18 protein-coding genes are annotated in these 15,547 nt (G+C 65.6%); 2 read left to right on the top strand and 16 right to left on the bottom strand.

Translation table 11 applies throughout. From position 1 onward, the window contains the following. Nucleotides 1-113: 113 nt before the first annotated feature. The 12 genes from ACOCMH_RS27480 to ACOCMH_RS27535 all read right to left on the bottom strand — a co-directional run bounded on the left by ACOCMH_RS27480 (nucleotide 114) and on the right by ACOCMH_RS27535 (nucleotide 9,960). Nucleotides 114-1,193, bottom strand: a complete 1,080-nt coding sequence (locus ACOCMH_RS27480) for a MucB/RseB C-terminal domain-containing protein (RefSeq protein ID WP_171517773.1) — start codon at nucleotides 1,191-1,193, stop codon at nucleotides 114-116. An 8-nt stretch (nucleotides 1,194-1,201) separates the two neighbouring features. After that, entirely contained in the window at nucleotides 1,202-1,831 is a 630-nt protein-coding gene (locus ACOCMH_RS27485) for a sigma-E factor negative regulatory protein (RefSeq protein ID WP_427313379.1), read from the bottom strand. 118 nt (nucleotides 1,832-1,949) lie between these two features. Next, the gene (gene rpoE / locus ACOCMH_RS27490) at nucleotides 1,950-2,549 is read right to left on the bottom strand and encodes an RNA polymerase sigma factor RpoE (protein WP_010814682.1); all 600 of its coding nucleotides are present in this window, start codon (nucleotides 2,547-2,549) and stop codon (nucleotides 1,950-1,952) included. A gap of 56 nt (nucleotides 2,550-2,605) precedes the next feature. Then, nucleotides 2,606-3,202: a hypothetical protein gene (locus tag ACOCMH_RS27495; protein ID WP_427310344.1), complete on the bottom strand. Its 597-nt coding sequence runs from the start codon at nucleotides 3,200-3,202 to the stop codon at nucleotides 2,606-2,608. Continuing rightward, nucleotides 3,183-4,415 carry a beta-ketoacyl-ACP synthase II gene (fabF, locus tag ACOCMH_RS27500; RefSeq protein ID WP_427310346.1) on the bottom strand — a complete coding sequence of 411 codons (1,233 nt, stop codon included), beginning with the start codon at nucleotides 4,413-4,415 and terminating at the stop codon, nucleotides 3,183-3,185. Before fabF ends, ACOCMH_RS27495 begins: the two co-directional genes overlap by 20 nt. A gap of 190 nt (nucleotides 4,416-4,605) precedes the next feature. After that, nucleotides 4,606-4,845, bottom strand: coding sequence for an acyl carrier protein (gene acpP, locus ACOCMH_RS27505; RefSeq protein WP_008644813.1), 240 nt, complete (start codon nucleotides 4,843-4,845; stop codon nucleotides 4,606-4,608). Nucleotides 4,846-5,014: 169 nt separating this feature from the next. Beyond that, nucleotides 5,015-5,764 (bottom strand): 3-oxoacyl-ACP reductase FabG, encoded by a 750-nt coding sequence (gene fabG / locus ACOCMH_RS27510; protein WP_427310349.1) that lies wholly within the window; start codon nucleotides 5,762-5,764, stop codon nucleotides 5,015-5,017. 16 nt (nucleotides 5,765-5,780) lie between these two features. Further along, nucleotides 5,781-6,710 carry an ACP S-malonyltransferase gene (gene fabD, locus ACOCMH_RS27515; protein WP_427310351.1) on the bottom strand — a complete coding sequence of 310 codons (930 nt, stop codon included), beginning with the start codon at nucleotides 6,708-6,710 and terminating at the stop codon, nucleotides 5,781-5,783. 82 nt (nucleotides 6,711-6,792) lie between these two features. After that, nucleotides 6,793-7,773: a beta-ketoacyl-ACP synthase III gene (locus ACOCMH_RS27520; RefSeq protein ID WP_427310352.1), complete on the bottom strand. Its 981-nt coding sequence runs from the start codon at nucleotides 7,771-7,773 to the stop codon at nucleotides 6,793-6,795. Nucleotides 7,774-7,825: 52 nt separating this feature from the next. Then, nucleotides 7,826-8,905, bottom strand: coding sequence for a phosphate acyltransferase PlsX (gene plsX / locus ACOCMH_RS27525; protein ID WP_427310354.1), 1,080 nt, complete (start codon nucleotides 8,903-8,905; stop codon nucleotides 7,826-7,828). A 165-nt stretch (nucleotides 8,906-9,070) separates the two neighbouring features. Then, entirely contained in the window at nucleotides 9,071-9,250 is a 180-nt protein-coding gene (rpmF, locus tag ACOCMH_RS27530; RefSeq protein WP_010814675.1) for a 50S ribosomal protein L32, read from the bottom strand. A 119-nt stretch (nucleotides 9,251-9,369) separates the two neighbouring features. Then, nucleotides 9,370-9,960, bottom strand: a complete 591-nt coding sequence (locus tag ACOCMH_RS27535) for a DUF177 domain-containing protein (protein ID WP_427310356.1) — start codon at nucleotides 9,958-9,960, stop codon at nucleotides 9,370-9,372. 194 nt (nucleotides 9,961-10,154) lie between these two features. On the opposite strand from ACOCMH_RS27535, the gene ACOCMH_RS27540 reads away from it, so the two are divergent. Together ACOCMH_RS27540 and ACOCMH_RS27545 are read left to right on the top strand one after the other, a co-directional pair. Continuing rightward, nucleotides 10,155-10,754, top strand: a complete 600-nt coding sequence (locus ACOCMH_RS27540) for a Maf-like protein (protein ID WP_427310357.1) — start codon at nucleotides 10,155-10,157, stop codon at nucleotides 10,752-10,754. Nucleotides 10,755-10,770: 16 nt separating this feature from the next. After that, on the top strand, nucleotides 10,771-11,502 hold the full coding sequence (locus tag ACOCMH_RS27545) for an SAM-dependent methyltransferase (protein ID WP_427310359.1): 732 nt from the start codon (nucleotides 10,771-10,773) through the stop codon (nucleotides 11,500-11,502). Nucleotides 11,503-11,574: 72 nt separating this feature from the next. Here ACOCMH_RS27545 and ACOCMH_RS27550 read toward each other — a convergent pair whose 3' ends face one another. The 4 genes from ACOCMH_RS27550 to ACOCMH_RS27565 are packed head-to-tail and all read right to left on the bottom strand — an operon-like array spanning nucleotide 11,575 to nucleotide 14,886. Beyond that, nucleotides 11,575-12,780, bottom strand: a complete 1,206-nt coding sequence (locus ACOCMH_RS27550; protein WP_427310361.1) for a S49 family peptidase — start codon at nucleotides 12,778-12,780, stop codon at nucleotides 11,575-11,577. A 23-nt stretch (nucleotides 12,781-12,803) separates the two neighbouring features. Then, the gene (locus ACOCMH_RS27555) at nucleotides 12,804-13,202 is read right to left on the bottom strand and encodes a Rieske (2Fe-2S) protein (protein WP_427310363.1); all 399 of its coding nucleotides are present in this window, start codon (nucleotides 13,200-13,202) and stop codon (nucleotides 12,804-12,806) included. After that, nucleotides 13,195-13,854, bottom strand: a complete 660-nt coding sequence (locus ACOCMH_RS27560; RefSeq protein ID WP_427310365.1) for an HAD-IA family hydrolase — start codon at nucleotides 13,852-13,854, stop codon at nucleotides 13,195-13,197. Before ACOCMH_RS27560 ends, ACOCMH_RS27555 begins: the two co-directional genes overlap by 8 nt. 30 nt (nucleotides 13,855-13,884) lie before the next feature. Continuing rightward, nucleotides 13,885-14,886: an RluA family pseudouridine synthase gene (locus tag ACOCMH_RS27565; protein ID WP_427310367.1), complete on the bottom strand. Its 1,002-nt coding sequence runs from the start codon at nucleotides 14,884-14,886 to the stop codon at nucleotides 13,885-13,887. Between the last annotated feature and the right edge of the window lie 661 nt (nucleotides 14,887-15,547).

The following is a 15,547-nucleotide window of genomic DNA, read 5'->3' on the forward strand; positions in this document are numbered from 1 at the left end:
TCAGCGAAAAGAAGAAAAACTGACTGGATGTGATCCCGTGGCGGGGACCCCTGCGCAGGTTTCATGGAGCCGGGCCCGGACGACATCCGGGCACCGGCCGCACCTGCTCAGGCTCAGTGTACCGTCTTGGGCGGGCGGTACTCTACGGCCGTCGCAAACTGGCGCACGGTGCTCGCCGGCACCTCGCCCACCACGGTGATCCAGAAATCGGCAATCCGGCGCACCACGACCTGGGTCGCGCCAAGCGCGGCCACGCCTTCGCGGCGCGCACGTTGCTCGGACACCGGCTCAATGAAGACCGACAGGCCGGTCAGCCCGTCGCTATAGACCACCTGCAGCACCTCGAACACCTGCCCGCGGGCATTGCCCGGGGCCGGGGCGCGCAACTCGCCGAGCGGGCGGCGGACCTCCCTGATCTTCTGGAACCCCTTGAGCGGCACCGCGATCGACCAACCCTCGTCGGCGATGTTGGTGGACTGGTAGGTCACCTCATAGTGATTCCAGCCGCTGGAATTCTTGATCGCGCCAAGGATGCGCTGCTTCTCGGACGGCACGCCGATCTGCACCTGCGAGAACGACACCTGCTCCAGCACCTTGCCGCCGTCGCCGATGGTCTGCGCGCGCATCAGCAGGCCAGAGTTCTTTTCCGCCCACAGCCGCACCGCGTAACGCGCGGCATCGTGCGGCTCCAGCGCAAAGACCTCGCACTCCATGCCGGCCACGCGCTCGGCGGGCATCTTGCGCATGTCGTACAGGTCCAGCACATCGTTCTTGTTGGTGGCGAGCAGCGCGGGGAAGCGGTCCTTGGCTTCCTGCTTCTCCACCACCACCAGCTTGGCTTCAGGAATCAGGCTGTGCACCACGTCGTTCTGCCGCAGCACTTCGCGCGGCTTGCCGTCGAGCGTTTCCAGCCGTTCGTATTCGTTGTGGACGAGATCGCTGTAATGCTGGATACGCGAGGCGTGCATGACGCTGCCGCGCTGATAAATCAGCGTGCCGACATAGTTTTCGCGCTGTGCGGCTTTGTGGATCTTGTTGAGCCAGGCAGTGGCGTCGCGTCGGTTCAGCGTATTGTCCGAGGGCTGCGCGGTCGCCGCTGCAGCGCTCAGACACAAGGCCAGAAAAAAGGACCTGCGCAGGGTCCTAATTCTCTGCGCGCCCGCTACATGGGCGGGCGAACCTCCTTTATGCATGTCCGGCATTATTCCTGCGTATTTTCCTGAGTGAAGTTTGCACCGTTGGCAACCGTGCGCATGGTCGGCACGAAAGCATCCGTTGCCACTGAAGTGCGATGCGCACGCAGGTATTCGTCCAGGCGCGGGTCGCGGATCATCTGCGGGGCATCTGCAGCTACCGTCACGATGCCAGCGGCGTGGGCGGGGGCGGGCTGCTCGGCACGGGCCACCACGGCGTCAGGCGTTCCCACCGTCGCCGGGCCGCGCAGCTGCGGCACTACCACCCAGCTGACCGCGGCCACAGCGGCGGCGATCGCGGTGCCAGGCATCACGCGGCGCACCCACGACGGCCTGACCAGCAGGCGATGGCGCGCGCCAGCCTGCGCCACCGCCGGCACCAGCACGTGCGGCTCGGCTTCCAGGCGCGCGGAGAAACGCGAGAGGAAATCGGCGGTGGAACCCGCCTGCGTCAGGTCTTCGGAACGCAGCGCGTCGCCAATCAACTGGTATGTGGTCCAGTCCGAAATGCCGGCCTCGCTCTTCGCAAGATCCAGCACGGCATTCACTTCATGCGGCGCCAGTTCGCCATCCATCAATACGGAGATCTGCTCCGCTGCTTCCACTACATGAACCGACTGCTTATGAGCCTGACCCATTTCCCACCCCAAGACATTCCATTGAACACCGATAATCCCGTTACTGCTGTCGCTTATCGATGCAGGAATAGGCTGCAACGCTGGCCGCACGACATTCTTCTATATAACTGAACCGCCACTACCACCGCTTGCCCTCTGCCGTTCCCAGCAGCGGACGCAATTTCTCGGCAATCGCCTCGCGCGCCCGGAAGATCCGCGAGCGCACCGTGCCGATCGGGCATCCCATCGCTTCGGCGATTTCCTCATAACTGAGGCCCTCGATCTCGCGCAGCGTGATGGCGGTACGCAATTCTTCCGGAAGTGCTTCCATCGCGCGGTTCACCGTCTCGGCGACTTGCCGCGTGTGGAGCATCGACTCCGGCGTATTGATATCCCTTAGTTGTTCACCGTCCGCAAAAGTTTCAGCCTCTTCCGCATCGATATCGCTGGACGCTTCCGGGCGGCGGCCCTGGGTGGCCAGGTAGTTCTTGGCGGTGTTGACGGCGATCCGGTACAGCCACGTGTAGAAGGCCGATTCCCCGCGAAACTGGGGCAAGGCGCGGTATGCCTTGATGAAGGCATCCTGCGCCACATCCTCGACTTCAGCGGGATCCCTGACCAGGCGCGAAATCAGGCGAATGATCTTCCGATGGTATTTGGTCACCAGAAGTTCAAAGGCCCGCTTGTCGCCCTGCTGGACGCGTTCAACTAGGAGCTGATCGGCTTCGCGTTCGCTCACGTATGGCTCACCTGCAGTGTATCTCTTGGTTTGGTCGTCACGACAAACGTTGTATTTTACCTACGATTCTCAGCCCGCCCGGTGAAGCAACGCGCCTCCTGTGACCGCAAGCTAACAAAATCGTTCCCTGTCCGGGCATCAGGTTGCACCCGCAGTGCAACTCGCGCGGACCGTTGCAGCCACCGTGCCAGCTCGGGACCGGCCGCCTGCCAGGGAAGAAGAATGACGCCGGGCATGGCGGGGTCACCGGGGGCAAGGCACACCACCGCGACGCCTCCCAACTGCCAGCACTGCCGTACAACGGCCTCCCGCCGCGCACCGCCTGGCGCTTCCAGCCAGATACGCAGGGGCCCTTCGGCGTCGGCGTCCTGCACGGCCGTACAGACCCAGCGCAAGCCGCGCCACCATGCCGGCCAGGCGCGCAATGTCGCCACCGTGACCAGCGTGAGTCCAATGCCGGCGGCAAGGTGCCACCACAGGAATCCAGCCTGGCTGCCGGCGATGGCGTGGGCCAGCGTCCGCGCCAGCAGCGCCAGCGCCAGTAATTCGACGGCACAAAACACGAACAGGGCCCACCCCAAAGGGTGGACCCTGCCATGGCGCAGCCCGTGCAGGGCCCGCCTCAACCACGGATCAGGCGCGACGGAAAACAAGCGTGCCGTTGGTGCCGCCGAAACCGAAGTTGTTCTTCACCGCCACGTCGATCTTCATCTCGCGCGCCGTGTTGGCCACGTAGTCCAGGTCGCACTCGGGATCCTGGTTGTCGATGTTGATTGTCGGCGGCGAGACCTGGTTGTGCAGCGCCAGCACGGTGAAGACCGATTCCAGCCCGCCCGCGCCGCCCAGCAGATGGCCGGTCATCGACTTGGTCGAGTTAACCACCATCTTGTAAGCCTGGTCGCCGAAGGCAGCCTTGATCGCATCGGATTCGTTCTTGTCGCCCAGCGGCGTGGAGGTGCCGTGCGCGTTCAGGTAGTGCACCTGGTCGGGGTTGATGCCGGCGTCCTTGAGCGCATTGACCATGCAGCGGCGCGGGCCGTCCATGTTCGGTGCGGTCATGTGGTAGGCGTCGCCGCTCATGCCGAAGCCGATCAGCTCGGCATAGATGCGCGCGCCGCGCGCCTTGGCGGACTCGTACTCTTCCAGCATCATCACGCCCGCACCCTCGCCCAGCACGAAGCCGTCGCGGTCCTTGTCCCACGGACGCGAGGCCGCTGCCGGATCGTCGTTGCGCGTCGACAGCGCGCGCGCGGCGGCGAAACCGCCGATACCCAGCGGCGACACGGTCGATTCGGCGCCGCCGGCCAGCATGGCGTCGGCATCGCCGGCCTGGATCAGGCGGGCCGCCAGGCCAATGCTGTGCAGGCCGGTGGTGCACGCCGTCACGGCTGCCAGGTTCGGGCCCTTGATGCCGTGGATGATCGACAGGTGGCCAGCGATCATGTTGATGATCGAGCCGGGCACGAAGAACGGTGAAATCCGGCGCGGACCCCGCTCGCTCAGCACGGCATGGGTATCCTCGATCATCGGCAGGCCGCCGATGCCCGAGCCGACCAGCACGCCGATGCGCTCGGCATTGGCTTCGGTCACTTCCAGGCCGCTATCCTTCAAGGCCTGCGTACCGGCCGCGATGCCGAAATGGATAAACGTATCCATGTTGCGGGCTTCCTTGGCGGGGATGTAGTCCTCGGCATTGAAACCCTTCACTTCGCCGGCGAAGTGCACGGACAGCGCGGAGTGATCGAATTTGGTGATGGTGGCGATGCCGGACTTGCCGGCTACCAGGTTGGCCCAGCCTTCGGCAACCGTGTTTCCGACCGGAGACACAAGGCCAAGCCCAGTGACGACGACGCGACGACGGCTCACTATGTTTTCCTACGGGTGCGTGAAACGGGAACGGAACGCGGAGCTGCGCGCCGCGGGCCCTGCGGGCCCTGCGGCGAAGCACATTCCATTCTGCTTCTTCGAACAGACGAAAGCCACAGAAAACAGCAAGGCGCGGCCGCAACGGCCCGCCCACCTGCCTTCTGTGGCTCGGAATGCAGAGACGACGGGCTTAGGCCTTGACGTGCGCGGTGGCGTAGTCGATAGCTTGTTGCACGGTCGTGATCTTTTCGGCTTCCTCATCGGGAATTTCCATGCCGAATTCATCTTCCAACGCCATCACGAGTTCAACCGTGTCCAGCGAGTCCGCACCGAGATCGTTCACGAACGAGGATTCGTTCTTGATGTCTGCCTCGGCCACGCCAAGCTGTTCTGCCACGATTTTCTTGACGCGTTGTTCGATATTGTCCATGTAACCCTCCAGGGAAGTTCGACAAAAAGTGGGCGCATTTTAGCAGGTTTGGCACAACAGAAATGCTGCCTGCCAAGCTTTGCAAGAATCGCGCCCGATTGGTTCGGAAAACTACGACTTCCGGCAGCTTCTTCCGGCTTCTTGCCGGAAAATCACTACCGAAAAACCCTCAATTCATGTACATCCCGCCGTTCACATGCAGCGTGGTGCCGGTGATGTAGGCGGCTTGCGGACCGGCCAGGAAGGCCACCGCATTGGCGATATCCTCGGGCTGCCCCAGGCGGCCCAGCGGGATTTGCGTCTTGAGCGAAGCATGCTGCTCTTCCGACAGCGCCTTGGTCATGTCGGTATCGATAAAGCCCGGCGCGACGCAATTGACCGTCACGTTGCGGCTGCCGATCTCGGCGGCCAGCGAACGGGTCATGCCGGCCACGCCCGCCTTGGCGGCGGAGTAGTTCATCTGGCCGGGATTGCCGACCGAGCCCACCACCGAGGTGATATTGATGATGCGGCCCTGGCGCGCCTTCATCATCGGGCGCAGCACCGCGCGCGACAGGCGGAACACCGAAGTCAGGTTGGTCTGGATCACGGCCAGCCAGTCCTCGTCCTTCATGCGCATCGCCAGCTGGTCCTGAGTGATGCCGGCATTGTTGACCAGCACGCCGATGCCGCCGTGGCCCTTGACGATCTCGTCGATGAGCGCGTCGCAGGCGGCGGCATCATTGACGTTGAGCACGGCGCCCCTGCCCTTCAGGCCTTCGGCGCCGAGGTAGTCGGTGATGCCGGCCGCGCCGGCTTCGCTGGTGGCGGTGCCGATCACGGTGGCGCCCTGGCGGGCCAGTTCCAGCGCGATGGCGCGGCCGATGCCGCGCGACGCGCCGGTGACCAGCGCAATCTGGTTATCGAGAAGTTTGGTCATGCGGTTGTCCTGTTGCTTACTTCAGCAGCGCCAGCGTTTCCTGCAGCGAGGCGGGATCAAAGATCGCGCCGCCGCTCAGGCTGCCGTCGATGCGCTTGGTCATGCCGGCCAGCACCTTGCCGGGGCCGCACTCGATCACATGCGTGATGCCTTCGGCGGCCATCTTCTGCACGCACTCCACCCAGCGCACCGGCGCGGCGGCCTGGCGCACCAGCGCATCCTTGATGGCTTCGGGATCGTTGACGATGGCGACGTCGACGTTGTTCACCAGCGGGATCGCCGGCGCCGAGAACGCGAGGCCGGCCATGCGCTCGCGCAGGCGGTCCGACGCGGGCTTGAGCAGCGAGGAATGGAACGGCGCCGACACCGGCAGCGGCAGCGCGCGCTTGGCGCCCTTGGCCTTGGCGATTTCGCAGGCCTTCTCGACCGCGCCCTTGTGGCCGGCGATCACCACCTGCGACGGGGCGTTGAAGTTGACGGCCTCGACCACGCCGGCGGCCGACGCTTCGGCGCAAGCGGCGCGCACGTCGTCATCGGACAGGCCCAGAATCGCGGCCATGCCGCCCTCGCCCACCGGCACGGCTTCCTGCATGGCCTGGGCGCGGAAACGCACCAGCGGCACCGCCTCGGCGAACGGAATCACGCCCGCGGCCACCAGTGCGGAGTACTCGCCCAGGCTGTGGCCGGCCACCAGTGCCGGCGCCGGGCCACCGGCATCCAGCCAGGCACGGTAGACCGCCACGGCGGCGGTCAGCATCACCGGCTGCGTATTGGTGGTCAGGTTCAGTTCTTCGGCAGGGCCTTCGGCGATCAGGCGGCCGAGATCCTGGCCCAGCGCGGCCGACGCTTCTTCGACGGTGGCGCGCACCACGGCGTTGTCGGCGAAGGCATTGAGCATGCCGACCGACTGCGAACCCTGGCCAGGAAATACGAAAGCGAATTTCATCGGATGGAAACCCTAACAAGAAATCACGGGCCGGCGCCGCGGCAGGAATGCCTGCGCGGCACGCCATGGCGCCGGCCGCTTATCACATGCGCAGCAGCACCGCGCCCCAGGTGAAGCCGCCGCCCACGCCTTCCATCAGCACGGTCTGGCCCGGGCGGATGCGGCCGTCGCGCACGGCGACGTCGAGTGCCAGCGGAATCGAGGCGGCCGAGGTGTTGCCGTGCTCGTGCACGGTGGCGACCATGCGCTCGGCCGGCAGGCCGAGCTTCTTCGCCGTGCCCTGCATGATGCGGATGTTGGCCTGGTGCGGGATCAGCCAGTCGACTTCGGCCGAGGTCACGCTGGCGGCTTCCATGGCTTCGCGCGCCACCTTGTCGAGCACGTTCACGGCGAGCTTGAACACCGCCTGGCCGTCCATGTGCAGGAACGGGTTGCCGGTGATATTGCCGCCCGCGACGTTGCCCGGCACGCACAGGATGTCGACATGGCTGCCGTCGGAGTGCATGGCGCTGGACAGGATGCCCGGCTCGTCGGACGCCGCCAGCACTACCGCGCCGGCGCCGTCGCCGAACAGCACGCAGGTGGTGCGGTCGTTGAAGTCGAGGATGCGCGAGAACACTTCGGTGCCGATCACCAGCACGTTGCGGTGCGAGCCGCTGCGGATGAACTTGTCGGCCGTGGCGAGTGCGTACACAAAGCCAGAGCACACCGCCTGCAGGTCGAACGCCGGGCACTGGTTCGTGATGCCCAGCTTTTCCTGCACGATGCAGGCGGTGCTGGGGAACACGAAGTCCGGCGTCGAGGTGGCGACGATAATCAGGTCGATGTCCTGCCGGTCGATGCCGGCGGCCTCGATGGCCTGCTCGGCGGCCTTGACCGCCAGCGCGCTGCTGGTCACATCGGGCTCGGCCCAGTGGCGTGCCGAGATGCCGCTGCGCGAGACAATCCACTCGTCGCTGGTCTCGATGCCTTTTTCGGCAAGCTGCGCGGCCAGGTCATGGTTGGTCACGCGCCGCGGAGGCAGGTAGCTCCCGGTACCGATGATTTTTGCGTACTTGGTCATGTATTGTCGGATCGTATGGCCCGCGGGCACCCTCGACCGGCGCGCGTGGCGCTCAGGCGACGTGGGGGCTGGGATGCGCGCCAGGCGTCTCTGTCTCCGGGGCGGGTTGGGTACCGCCTGCGGCGCTGGATTTATCGGCGAAAGCCCGGGTAATGCGGGCGATCACGCCATTCTTGGCGGCATCATACCCGCGTTTGATGGCCCACTCAAAAGAATGGGCATCGGCCGAGCCGTGGCTCTTGATCACCAGCCCGCGCAGGCCCAGCAGCGAGGCGCCGTTGTAGCGCGCCGGGTCGAGCCGCTGGGCCAGGCGCGACAGCACTGGCATGGCGACCGCGGCCAGCAGCTTGGTGAACCACGAGCGGGTAAATTCTTCCTTGATCATGCTGCCGATCATCTTGGCCAGGCCCTCGGTGCTCTTGAGCGCCACATTGCCGACGAAGCCGTCGCAAACCACGATGTCGGTCGTGCCTTTGAAGATGTCGTTGCCCTCCACGTTGCCGTAGAAGTTCAGCTCCGAGGCGCGCAGCAGTTCGCCGGCGCGCTTGACCACTTCGTTGCCCTTGATGACTTCCTCGCCGATGTTCAGCAGGCCCACCGTGGGGTGTTCCTTGTGATCGACGACGGCCACCATGGCCTCGGCCATGCGCGCGAACTGCAACAGGTGCTCGGGCTCGCAGTCGGCATTGGCGCCCAGGTCCAGCACGGTGGTGCCCCAGCCCTGTTCGTTGGGAATGGTGGTGGCGATGGCCGGCCGCTCGATGCCTTCGAGCGTCTTCAGCACGTAGCGCGATACCGCCATCAGCGCGCCGGTGTTGCCGGCGGAGATGCAGGCGCCGGCCAGGCCTTCCTTGACCTGGGTGACGGCAACGCGCATCGAGGAGTCGCGCTTCTTGCGCAGTGCCACCTCGACCGGGTCATCCATGGTGATGACCTCGGTGGCCTCGACGATGCTGACGCGCGGATGGTCCAGCGCGTGCAGCTTTTTCAGCTGCGCCCGGATGGCGTCGGGCAAGCCGACCAGCACCATCTCGGCATCGTCGTGGCGGGAAAGAAAACTGATCGCCGCAGGCACCGTCACGGAAACACCGTGATCGCCGCCCATGCAGTCGATAGCGATTTTGATCGTCATTGTTCCTGGTACGGATAGCGCGGCGGCGCACGCCATGCCCGGCGGGAATCCCGAGCGCCCAACAAAAAAGCGGCAACGATCTTGCCGCTTTTTTGTGTCTGACCGATTATTGTCCGACCTACAGGCATGCGCGAGCGAGACGCAACGTCACGCCTAGCGAAGCTATCAGTCGTTCTTGGTCTTGATGACCTTGCGACCGCGGTAGTAGCCATTCGGGCTCACATGGTGGCGCAGGTGGGTTTCGCCGGTGGTCGGCTCGACTGCCAGCGGCGCGGCCGACAGGTGATCGTGCGAACGGTGCATGCCGCGCTTGGACGGCGACTTCTTGTTCTGTTGAACAGCCATGATGACTCCTTCGAGAATTTTTCAATATTAACACACGCATCCCGCCCAGGGCGTAGCCGGGGCCCGGCCGGATGCTTCAGATTCACCTGCAAGACCCTGCAGGCCGCGCGTTGGCGGCTTCAGTGCCGGTTCTTCAGGCCGGCCAGCGCCGCGAAGGGCGAAGGCCGCTTTTCTTGCTCAGGCTCAGCTTCAGGCTGGGCCTCGCCGTCCGATCCGGTCACGAGACTTTCGTGCACCGTCGGGCAGACGTCATGCTTGGGTGCAACCGGCAATGCCAGCAGCACTTCATCTTCAATCAGTTCCAGCAGCGAGAACCGTTTCGAGCCGGCGATCACGTCGACTTCGTCGTCGTCCACCGGCGCGGCATCGGCGGCCTCTTCGCTTTCCACCACCTCGAAACGCGTTGCCGTGTCGATCGGCTGGGCATAGGGCGCCAGGCAGCGCTGGCAATCCAGCCACATCCGGCCCTGCACCGTTACGTCGAGGAACAACCGCTGCGCCACCGGGGCGCCGGGCCCGGCCGCCTCTTCGCGCACGAAGCCGGTGGCCGTATAGGCAAGCGTCTCATCGGGTGCCGAGGCTGGCGCTTGCGCGGCGGTCTCGGCTAAGATGCGCGGCAAATCCCGCACCGCCACGTCGCCGGCCAGGCTTTCACCCTTTCGGCACATGGCGAAGAGGTCAAGCGCGCGCAGGTCGATCGGCTGGGTCATGTGCGGGGCTCCTGTCGCAATTCAATGACGGGTTCGCCACATTCCCCACCTGACGGATTGCGGGCCGCGCACATTGGCGGCACTGCGCCCGGGTGCGGATGCGGCTAAACGCGCGATTATACGGTGTAAACCTTCCCGAGGTCAAAGGCCTTGATCCGGAAGCCACTTGGCTCCCTGCTCCGATTCTATTACTTATGTCTCCAGACCCTCGCCCCCGGCTTATCCTCGGCTCCGGCTCGCCCTACCGCCGCGAACTGCTGGAACGGCTGCGCATCCCCTTTGAAGTCGCCGTGCCGGACATCGACGAAACCCCGCTTGCCGGCGAATCGCCCGAGGCCACGGCGCTGCGGCTGTCGCAGCGCAAGGCCGAGGCTATCGCGACTCGCCACCCCGGCGCGCTGGTGATCGGCTCGGACCAGGTGCTGACGCTCGATGGCGCCCAGATGGGCAAGCCGGGCACGCACGACAATGCCGTGGCGCAACTGCGCCGCATGCGGGGGCGCACCGCCACCTTCCACTCGGCGCTGTGCCTGCTGGATTCCCGCACGGGCGCGGCGCAACTGGCCGACGTGCAGACCCGCGTGACATTGCGCGACCTGACCGACGCTGAAATCGAAACCTACCTGCAACTGGAGCGCCCATACGACGTCGCCGGCAGCGCCAAATCCGAGGGACTGGGCATCACGCTGCTGGCGCGGGTCGAGTCCGACGATCCGACCGCGCTGGTCGGACTGCCGCTGATCGCGCTGACCGGCATGCTGCGCCAGGCCGGCTACCCTCTCCTTACCGCATGACCCGCACCCACCCACGATGAGCGGCACCCTTTACCTGATCCCCAATACCCTCGGCAAGCGCGACGAAGCCGACCCGCTGGCCGATGTGATCCCGGCTGGAGTGCAGCAGATTGCAGCCGGCCTGGACTACCTCGTCGCCGAGAACGCCAAGACCGCGCGCGCTTTCCTGAAGAAGCTGGGCGAAACCGCGCCGCTGGCGCGCCCGATCCAGCAGATCGAAATCCGCGAGCTGAACGTCAATACGCGCGCCGATGCCCTGGCGGCGCTGCTGGCCCCGCTGGCATCCGGGCGCGACGGCGGCCTGCTGTCCGAAGCCGGCGTGCCGGCGGTGGCCGACCCGGGCGCCGACCTGGTGCGGCTGGCGCATGCGCGCGGCATCCGCGTGCGGCCGCTGGTGGGTCCCAGTTCGATCCTGCTGGCGGTGATGGGCTCGGGCCTGAATGGCCAGAGCTTTGCCTTCAATGGCTACCTGCCCGTCGATGCCGGGGAACGCGCGCAACGGCTGCGCGAACTGGAACAGCGCTCGCGCAAGGCCAGCCAGACCCAGGTCTTCATCGAAACGCCATACCGTAACGGCGCGCTGCTGGAGGCCATGCGCCAGCATTGCGCCGGCACCACGCTGCTTTCCGTGGCGGTGGACCTGACCCTGCCCAGCGAGGCCATCGTCACGCTGCCGCTGTCGGACTGGCGCCCCGAGCGGATCGCGCTGCACAAGCGCCCGGCGATCTTCTCGCTGCTCGCCATATAACAAGCGGCGGGCCGGCAAAAAACGACAAGGGGGCGTGAACGCCCCCTTTATCCTGACCGGTCACGCCAGGCTTCAGCGCATGCCCTGCATGCCGGTACTCCACAGCATGGTCTTCATCGCCGCCGTGCCGACGGCCGCGCCAAAGCGCTTGGCCACGCGTTCGGCGATGTTCTCCTTGACCGTGTAGTCGACGATGTCCTCGGCCTTGAACAGGTCGCGCGCCACGTAATCGGCACTGCCCAGGCCGTCGGCCAGCCCCAGCGCGACGCTGCGCTCGCCCGACCAGAACAGGCCGGAGAACAGCTCAGGGTCGTCCTTGAGCCGGTCGCCGCGCCCTTCCTTGACCACGTCGATAAACTGCTGGTGGATTTGCTTGAGCATCGCTTCGGCAAAGGCCTTCTGCTTCGGCACCTGCGGCGAGAACGGGTCGAGCATGCCCTTGTTGGCCCCCGAGGTGTAGAGCCGGCGCTCCACGCCCAGCTTGTCCATCAGCCCGGTAAAGCCGAAGCCATCCATCAGCACGCCGATCGAGCCGACGATGCTGGCCTTGTCGACATAGATCTTGTCGGCCGCCGCCGCCACATAATAGCCGCCGGACGCACAGATTTCCTCGACCACCACATAAAGCGGCTTGGAGGGGTAGAGGCCGCGCAGGCGGTGGATCTCGTCGTTGATGAGGCCGGCCTGCACGGGCGAGCCGCCGGGCGAATTGATCTTCAGGATGACGCCGGCGGCGTTGTGATCGGCAAAGGCCGCCTGCAAGGAGGCATTGATCGCTTCGGCGCTTGCCGGCGTGCCGGCGGCGATTTCGCCTTCCAGCGTGACCATGGCGGTGTGGCGGCCCGAGGCGGTAAGGGCGCCATCGCCCTTGAAGTCGAACACCGCGAACAGGATCAGCGCCAGCAGGCCCAGCGTTACCAGGCGGAAGAAGATGCGCCAGCGCCGCGCCGCGCGCTGCTCGCGCAGCGATGCGGTGAGCACCTTTTCAAGCACATCGCGCTCCCAGCCTCCGCCCACCTGTCCGCCCACTTGTCCGCTACTGGTGGCGGCGGCCAGGCGCGCCTTGCGCTCGCGCGCTTCGCGCCGCGTGGCATCATCGCCCGCGCGGAGTTCATCCTCCAGCGGAAAATCGGCATGCGGCGCCGTCACCAGGCGCTCGGACTCCGGCACGGGCGCGGCCCCGGCCGCGGCCGACCCGGCCTCTCCGACGGGCTTGCGCTCGTCCCCCTGCCCCGGTTCATTCAGCTCACCCGAAGGCGGTTTCTGTTGTTCTGTCATGCAAATCGCTCGTGGAAATCCATTCAGGCACCGCCTGAAGGCTCGGCCGCGCGGTACGGCGCCCGCGGCAGCCAGTAGACCTGGCCATCGCGCTCTTCGACGTGCAGCTTGGCCAGGGCGGCGCCGCGGCAGGGACCGCCGACGCACTCGCCGCTATCCGGCGCGTACACCGCGCCATGTGTGGCGCACATCAAGTATAGGCCCGAGGCATCGAAGAACCGTCCCTCCTGCCAGTCCAGTTCCATCGGCACGTGCGCGCACTGGTTCAGGTACGCATGGGCAACGCCATCGAAACGCACCACGAAGGCGCTGATTTCGCGCCGGTCGACCGCAACCGAGAAACGTATGCCAAGTCCGCCCTCCTGCAACGCATCCGCGGCACACAGCCGTACCGGCGCCTGGCCGGAGGGTGCGTCAGGCATGGGCCAGCAGCCACTCGGTGAGGTCGGCGATCGAACTGGCGCAGTGCACCGGCGCCATGGCGCGCAGCGACTCGGCGGGGTGTGCTCCGTAACAGACCCCAAGCCCCTTGGCACCGGCGTTGGCCGCCATCTGCAGGTCATGGGTAGTGTCGCCGATCATCACCGTGCGCTCCACGTCCTGGCCGAGTTCGCGCGTCAGTTCGTGCAGCATGGCCGGATGCGGCTTGGAGAAGGTCTCGTCGGCACAGCGGGTGGCATCGAACAGCGCGGTCAGGCCGCTGGCCGCCAGCGCGCGCTGCAGCCCGACGCGGGTCTTGCCGGTGGCCACGCCAAGAAAATAGTGTTCTCCGCGCAGGGTTTCGAGCATGTCGCGCACGCCGTCGAACAGTACGAGATCGGCGTCGCGGGTCAGGAAATGGTAGCGGTAGCGCTCGGCCAGCCGCGGATAGTCGGCGGGGTCCAGGGTCGGCACCGCATACGACAGCGCATCCTTGAGTCCCAACCCGATGACGTGACTGGCGGCGCTGTCGTCCGGCACGGGCAGGCCCAGGTCCCGGCTGGCCAACTGGATGCACTTGGCGATGGTCGGGGTCGAGTCCATCAGCGTCCCGTCCCAGTCGAAAACGATCAGGTCAAATTGTTGCCTGGCCATGGAAATCCTTGTGGCGTTTGAGGCACTACCCTACTCCGGGGCGTGCAGCTCACGCAATTGTTGCAGGAATCCGACGCATTCGTCGGGCAAGGGCGCTTCCACGGAGAGCGGTTCGCCAGTGGCCGGATGGATAAACACCAGCCGGTGCGCGTGCAGGAACATGCGCTTGATGCCGGGCCTGGCCCCGGAACGCGCCAGCGCCTTGTTCAGCGTGAAATCGCCATATTTTTCGTCGCCGACAATCGGGAAACCCGAATGCGCCAGGTGGACGCGGATCTGGTGCGTGCGGCCGGTTTTCAGTTCAGCCTCCAGCAGCGTGAAACCCGGGAAGGCCTCGACCCGGTTGAACACGGTATGCGAGGCCAGCCCGTCGGCCTGGACCCTCACCCGGCGCTCGCCGTCCGGAGTGCTGTACTTATATAGCGGCAGCTTCACGTGCTGGCGGGCGTTGAGGAACGCGCCGGCGACGCAGGCGAAATAACGCTTGTCCATCGCGTTGGCGCGAATCTGTTCATGCAGGTGGACCAGCGCCGAGCGCTTCTTCGCCAGCACCAGGATGCCGGAGGTCTCGCGGTCGAGCCGGTGCACCAGTTCCAGGAACTTGGCGTGCGGCCTGGCGCGGCGCAGTTGCTCGATCACGCCGAACGCGACCCCCGAGCCGCCATGCACGGCGACGCCGGCCGGCTTGTTGATGACCAGCAGGTGGTCGTCTTCGAACAATACCGGGAATTCCCCGGCCGGCACCATGGCGGCCCCGGATTGCGCAGGCGCCGCCACCCGCATTGGCGGGATGCGCACGACGTCCCCCGACTGGAGCCGATACGTGGCGTCGATCCGCCCTTTGTTGACGCGCACCTCGCCGGAGCGAAGCACCCGGTAGATGTGACTCTTGGGGACCCCCTTGGCGACTTTCAACAGGAAGTTGTCGATGCGCTGCCCTTCGGAGCCTTCGTCAATCGTGACATACGCCACCTGGGGGCTGGCCGGCGCAGCTTCGGCCGCCTTTTCAATTTGATGGCGTAACTCATTCATTTTCAATATAATTTCCTCGCTGTTCCGGCATGTGGCCGGCAGCGCAAGACCTGTGTAAGCGATCGATCTCGAGTTTTATTCGATTTTTCGCATTCTACACTTGGGGTTGCCGCCAGCCCCGCCCGTCTCCCGCAACTTCGCGTTCCGCCAAGCGCCAGACGGGCAAATGGCAGCAAATAGCAGCACGCACGGTGCCGCCGGCATGCAGGAAGTCGCCCAAAGGTGGCTTCGGCACGGGCAGGCGGTGACGTGGGAACTGAGTGTTCAGGTAAAACAGAATTTAAGGGCGGATGCCGCAGCCGGCATCCGCTTCGGTGAGAGAAGTCCCGCCCGCACCGGGAAACGGTGCCGGCCGGCAGGTTGAGCTGCCGCCTGACTGGAAGTTACCGGCGCCCGGTCGCAGAACTCCAAGAAGTAGTAGGTGCGCCCGCCAGGAGAAGTCAGGCAGCAACGGCAACCATGCCGTGTCCGAAAAATTTGCTCTTTGACGCGTCTAGGCCTTCCGCGGCCGGCCGCGATGCCGCCGGCGCTGGTTGCGCCGGCGTCCAGCATCGCCTCCGGCGCAGGAATGCGCCGGATGTCTGCGCAAGAGCAGCCTCCGGTGTCCTCTCCTGCCCTGCGGTCGTTACCCCGACGTCATCGCTCTCTTTCACCCGCGCCC

This window comes from Cupriavidus sp. H39 (genome assembly GCF_050271075.1).
Taxonomy (GTDB): Bacteria; Pseudomonadota; Gammaproteobacteria; order Burkholderiales; family Burkholderiaceae; genus Cupriavidus; species Cupriavidus necator_B.